Genomic DNA, 5461 nt, shown 5'->3' on the forward strand with positions numbered 1-5461 from the left:
GATGGCGTCTTGGCATGGACCTTCCTCATCGGAAAGCCCGCCCCCGGTCAATTCAGACCCGGCCGACCTGCCCACTCCGAGGGGCGCACTCCACGTTCTTGGCAAAAACAGTGACCAAGAAAATCGGCATATGCCGACCGCCAAATACGTAGATCGTCCGAAATCCGCCCCGCTTGCCCCCGCCTTCGCGGGGAATACGCACTTTTCGCAGACCACCACCGAGCGGAGTCCCCGCCTCGGGGTTCTCGGCGATCCACACGACGGCAGCTTCACGCTCGTCGTCGGACATAACTGCCTTTGCCCGGCGCTGAAATTCCGGAAGTTCTACAACCGTTTGTAACTTGGTCATCAGATATACGTCATTGGCATATAAGTCAATGACACACTCATGTTATTTTCCCGTCTTGGTATGCGGTGAGCATATCAGCCAGCACATCGTTGAGCCGCCTGCCCTCTTTGTCTCTCAGTTCATTCAACTGACTCCGAAGGTCGGAGGACACGTAAATGCGCCAGTACGTCATGTCTTCGTTCAACGGTGGCCGACCACGCCTTGGAGCGGGTGATGATTGAACGGTGTCCGTTGATCGGTTGAAGCCATTTTTCCGCCCTGCGGCTGCGACCGCCTCAACGTCGGCTCTGGGGCGAGAGTTTTTCGTCTTGCGCTTCAACCCTGCCCCAATCTTCGGCTCTGAAGCTTCCTCTTGATCATCATCGCTCAGATTCAGGAACGTTCCTGCCATCATCCTGCCTCCAGTATCTGCGCCAGCTCTTTGCCAAGCGTGGCGGTGTTGCTGATCGCGCTCTTCACTGACTGACTGTCTTGCAGCTCAAAAAGGGTTCTGCCTTCGGCCATAACCCTTTCAAACGGCGCTCGACGCATAAGTTCGGTTTGCAGGCGCTCTACCCCTGCCCCATCCAGCTCTGCCAACAGCTCTTTGTGAGATGTCGTGACGATTGCAGCGTCAGTTTGAGTGATCAGGATGCGAGCTGGCACCGTCCGCCTCGCGGCACGCCCCGCGTCCCGGATCATTTTTAGGGCCGCACCTGCCGCATCGCCATCCAGGGCACTCGGGCGCATTGGAACGATGCAGAGGTCAGAGGCAGAGGCGGCGTAGGACGCCATCAAGCCTGCGACTCCTTCGAGATCGACAAAAACCAAGTCATGGTCGTTGCCTGCCGCCTCCAGCGTGTCGAGTATCGTGCTATCAGAAGGGTCAGAGATGACCTTGAAGGGTGGCTCCCCAAGGTTCTCTTCATTGCGCTTACCTAGCCAAACCCGTGCGATGCTTTGCCGTGGGTCAGCGTCAACGATGGCAATCGAGAGGTCTTCGTTCTTCGCGAAGACCGACGCCAAGGTCAGCGTTGCGGTGGATTTACCACAGCCACCCTTGGGTGAGAGGACGCTTACAATCATTTGTCTGCTCGTTGTTTTTCTCTCTTATGTGACGTGCCACAAAATATGTCACGTCATTTTTTATATGCGGCATATTATATAACGTGATATTTTATACGTCATATAATATGACCTATTGCTGGCGAGCCGCCCATTTGCGGCAGAACCCGATGAACGCGCTGTCAGGATTTCGCGGTGGCTCCATCCCTTGTTCAAGCAGACCCATGACCCATACCCGCCATTCCTGTTCGATGACATACACATCCCAGCCCGGCGCGGCTTGTCGCGCAGCCTGAAAGGTTTCGGGCATGAGCTTGGTCGTATATCCCGAACCGACGATAAGCTGCTGTGAAACACGGCTGCGGAACGACACCATGTCGTCTTCCATGCTCACCGAATAGTCGGGCAAGTGATCAAAGTCGCACAGCGCCCGGACGGCTTGCCGAAAGTTGCGGATGGCATCGCTCGAACCGCACTTCTTTTGAAGTTTTTTTAGGCCGATCTGCCAAGACTCTTTCGAACCACAGTGCTTTCGCGCAATCTCGTAAATCCGGCGCTCGATTGGCTTGCGAAGACGGAAATAGTCAGGGTGAAGGGTTAGGACTTCGTTGGCCTCAATGGCCTTGAACAGCCATTCTGACAGCTTCAGACCCCATTCGGTAACGCGGCCATCGTGTCGCTTTCGCTTGATTTTTGCGCCCTCGATCAGGCCGAAGGCCTCCCACGTTTCTTCACCGCCCGTCTTGATCGTCGTCCTGAGACGAGTGCTGTCCAGGCGGTCGAGGGAGTCACGCAGCAGGTCATAGTCGTGACCGCCGGTGTGGCGATTGCTGAACTCCAAGAAGTCTTGCGCCTGGAACTGGATTTCACGGGAGTAGGGGCGTCCTTCGTTGCGCGCCGCCATGATCTGGCTGATCGCAAAAATAAGGATGTCCTTGTCGTAGATGTTGGCAATGCCCTTGGGACCAGGCGTAACCTCAAGAACAACATCACCATGCTCGTATCTTTTGACGTCGCGAATCGGCTTCTTTGACAGCGTGAATATCGGATGCTCCATGGACGCCATGTCGCTTTTGATGACGGCATCGGCCACGTCACAGATGAACAGATTGGCCTGGGGATGGCGATCCGGGAGGAGGGGGCGACGGTCTTCATCCATGAATCACCTATCGGGATAACAGCTGCACTCTTTTTGCTATCGGGATATTAGCTGCACCACAAGCGCTATCGGGATAACGGCTGCACTTTTCCGGATAATACCTGCATTCTATCGGGATATTAGCTGCACCACGTTCTTGTAAGTGATTGAAATAGTTTATTTAATCTCCTATTTCAGAATGCGTAACACGGATTCTAACACATATATAACACCCAGCTTTGCAGGCTGACCGAAACCGCAAGCGCACAGATTCAGCCGCGCGATGGGAAAACGCCCCTCACCTTTGCAGGGGAAGGGCGCCCGGAGACATCTCCGTTCACGGCCATCGGCGTCCCCGCCTGTACCGCGAGACCATCCTACCATGATATCTTTGTTCCACAAATATCCCGGAGGTGAATGCCCCGTCAGGGGCAGAGGAGGCAGAGCCTCCTGGTCGCCTGCGGCGACTGAAATGCCTAGAAAAGGGCAAAGCGTCCGATCTGCCGCTACGCTTTACTCCCCATAGAATACGCAGGCGTTGACGCCCGTGGAAGTCGCCGTCCACGTCGCCCCGATCAGCGCGCATGTGGTGGGGTTGCTGGCCAGGAAACGCGGAAGCGTCACCGTCAGCACCAAAGCCAGAACGACACCGCCCAGACCCACCCATGGAAGCCAGCGACGGTCCTGTCGTTGTTTTTCGCGAAGGTCAGCAATCAAGCGCAGCGTGTTCGAATGGGCCGTCGTGGTTTCCTGAAACGATGCGCTTGATCTTTCAGCGCTGTCTAGCAGAACCCCAGCCGCTTTGTTTAAACGCTTGAGGCTGTCAGCAATCCCACGATCGACGGTTTGGCCGATCAGCTCGCCATATTTTTTCGGGTTGGACTGGTCCCGCGCTGCGAAGGCCGCGATGCGCGCCTCCGTCGAGACCGCGATCTGTTTTTTCGCCACGGATTGCAGCTCGTCGATCCGGTTGGACATGCTGGCGACAGCCGTGGCCATGAGATCGAGGGTTTCGCGCAGCTCAGCGTCGGAGAGGGCAGGGAACTCCGGTTGGTCTGGGTCAGGCGTGTCGGTCATGGCGGGTCATCCTTTGGATCACTGGTCCTGCGGGACAAACAGCCCCTTGAACTCGGGGTCGGCGAAGTAGCGCAGCTTTTGGGCCAGCGCCGAGGGCTGCCCTTGCACGCGCAGGAGCTGCAACTCGGGCGGCATCTGCATGATTTCATCGGGGGTCAGCAGATCGCGGCCTGTGAGGTTGTTGCTGAAGCTCGGATTGTCGCCCGGCTTGTAGCTGTCGGTTTGATAACCAGCCGTTTCCTGGCCGATCATCTGGCTCAGCCACTTGGCTGTCTCGAAATCATTCACGCCGAAGACCTGTTGCACCCCGGCATTGGCGATGAAGGTGCCCGCCCGTTCGCCGTAGAGGTCCCTGAGCTGGCTCATGTCCTGCAAGATGGGCCAGAGTTGCAGCCCATAGCCCGCCATCAGCCCCATAGCGCGCTCCACGGCCTCCAGACGGCCCAGGGCAGCAAATTCATCCAGCAGGAACAGCGCAGGCCCCAACGTGGGGTTCGAGGCCTTCTGGCGCTGAGAAGCCCCCTGAGCGCCATTCTGGGCCGCTACGGGCTTCTGAGACGCTGCCAGTGTCGCTGACACCTCAGCGTCCCGTGCGATGTCCTGGAGGGCCTGAGACACCAGAAGGCGCAGCCAGCGGCTGTAGGCATCCATGCGGTTGGGGGGCAGCACCAGAAAGACGGAGGTGATCCGGTGGCGAAGGTCCGAGAAGTGGAAGTCCGAGCGTGACAGCACTTTGGCAATGCGCGGGCTGTCCAGGAAATGCGTGTGGCGTTGTGCGTTCGACAGGACCGAGGCGGCTTCCCGATCCGCCTTGCCCAGAAACCGATTGGCGGCGCGGGCAATCAACCCGCCCGCCGCATCGCTGTCCTGCATCAGCTCCAGCAGCGCGCGCAGCTTTTCCGGGGGCAGGGTGAGATATTCCCGGACGGTGGCCAGTGTGCGCCGGTCACGATCCTCGTGGCAGACGCAGAACATGATCAGCCCGCCGAGGATGGCTTTGGCTTCCTCGTTCCAATGCGCTTCCGAAACCTGCCCCGGCGGGTCCATCACCAGCGCCTCTGTCAGCGAGGCGGCATCCTCGCCCAGATCGAGGCTGTCTGGCGTCAGCCGGTCGAGCGGGTTGTAGGCGGCGGAGGGCATTCCGGAGACCTTGCCAGTGTTGCTAACACCGAACGGATCGAGGACATGGACCGTCCCGAACCGCCGTCGCGCTTCCCCTGCGATCCGGGCATTCTCGCCCTTGGGGTCGATGACCAGCACCGAGCGTTCCGCCGCCAGCAGGTTCGGGATCACGGTGCCGACACCTTTCCCGGCCCGTGTCGGGGCGAGGGTGATCAGATGGGCGGGGCCGTCATAACGCAGCAGCCGCCCGGTGTGCGGATTGCGCCCGATCAGAAGACCATCATCCCCCTGGAGTTTCTTCAGCTCCTTGCGGTTGGCGAAGCGGGCCGAGCCGTGGCTGTCGCCGGACAGCCCGAAGTAGGCATCGGCCCCGGAGGTCTTGCGCCAGTACTGGAACCCGAAGACTGCGCCGATGAGGACAGGCGGCGCGATGATGACCCATTCCCAGGCAGAGTGACCAAGCGGAGGTCCGAAAGCTGTCATGGCCACGACGCCTCCGATGATGAACCCAATCATCGCACCGAACAGGACAGCGCCGATCATCCAGCCCAACAGGATGGGGGTGAAGATCAGCCGACCGACGAACCGGAACAGTCCGTCAAAGAGGCGGATCACGCCCCGCATCAGGACGGCGTTTTGGAGTGCGCCCCTTCGGGCGGACCGGCTCAGGCGGCGGTTTTGACAGAGGCGCGGGCGTTGCGTTCCTCGAATTCGACGGGGCTGAGATACCC

At 59.0% G+C, this 5461-nt stretch carries 6 protein-coding genes; all 6 read right to left on the reverse strand.

Annotation, left to right across the window (positions count from 1 at the left end):
- Positions 1-52: 52 nt before the first annotated feature.
- The 6 genes from BM064_RS26055 to BM064_RS26075 all read right to left on the reverse strand — a co-directional run bounded on the left by BM064_RS26055 (position 53) and on the right by BM064_RS26075 (position 5354).
- On the reverse strand, positions 53-349 hold the full coding sequence (locus BM064_RS26055; RefSeq protein ID WP_092866356.1) for a type II toxin-antitoxin system RelE/ParE family toxin: 297 nt from the start codon (positions 347-349) through the stop codon (positions 53-55).
- Between the two features lie 37 nt (positions 350-386).
- On the reverse strand, positions 387-740 hold the full coding sequence (locus BM064_RS27245) for a hypothetical protein (protein ID WP_143103475.1): 354 nt from the start codon (positions 738-740) through the stop codon (positions 387-389).
- Complete coding sequence (locus tag BM064_RS26060; RefSeq protein WP_092866359.1) at positions 740-1414, reverse strand: ParA family protein; 675 nt, start codon at positions 1412-1414, stop codon at positions 740-742. The genes BM064_RS27245 and BM064_RS26060 overlap by 1 nt, the downstream gene beginning before the upstream one ends.
- A 112-nt stretch (positions 1415-1526) precedes the next feature.
- On the reverse strand, positions 1527-2552 hold the full coding sequence (locus BM064_RS26065) for a replication initiator protein A (RefSeq protein WP_092866362.1): 1026 nt from the start codon (positions 2550-2552) through the stop codon (positions 1527-1529).
- A 492-nt stretch (positions 2553-3044) separates the two neighbouring features.
- Positions 3045-3608, reverse strand: a complete 564-nt coding sequence (locus BM064_RS26070; protein ID WP_092866365.1) for a hypothetical protein — start codon at positions 3606-3608, stop codon at positions 3045-3047.
- Positions 3609-3626: 18 nt separating this feature from the next.
- Entirely contained in the window at positions 3627-5354 is a 1728-nt protein-coding gene (locus BM064_RS26075; RefSeq protein ID WP_092866368.1) for a type IV secretory system conjugative DNA transfer family protein, read from the reverse strand.
- Positions 5355-5461 lie beyond the last annotated feature (107 nt).

Origin of the sequence: Albimonas pacifica (genome assembly GCF_900113695.1) — a bacterium.
GTDB lineage: Bacteria > Pseudomonadota > Alphaproteobacteria > Rhodobacterales > Rhodobacteraceae > Albimonas > Albimonas pacifica.

Excerpts from the sequence above, each read along its gene's own strand:
- BM064_RS27245 (WP_143103475.1), bottom strand. The coding sequence starts at position 740 with ATGGCAGGAACGTTCCTGAATCTGAGCGATGATGATCAAGAGGAAGCT.
- BM064_RS26055 (WP_092866356.1), bottom strand. The coding sequence starts at position 349 with ATGACCAAGTTACAAACGGTTGTAGAACTTCCGGAATTTCAGCGCCGG.
- BM064_RS26065 (WP_092866362.1), bottom strand. The coding sequence starts at position 2,552 with ATGGATGAAGACCGTCGCCCCCTCCTCCCGGATCGCCATCCCCAGGCC.
- BM064_RS26070 (WP_092866365.1), bottom strand. The coding sequence starts at position 3,608 with ATGACCGACACGCCTGACCCAGACCAACCGGAGTTCCCTGCCCTCTCC.
- BM064_RS26060 (WP_092866359.1), bottom strand. The coding sequence starts at position 1,414 with ATGATTGTAAGCGTCCTCTCACCCAAGGGTGGCTGTGGTAAATCCACC.
- BM064_RS26075 (WP_092866368.1), bottom strand. The coding sequence starts at position 5,354 with ATGCGGGGCGTGATCCGCCTCTTTGACGGACTGTTCCGGTTCGTCGGT.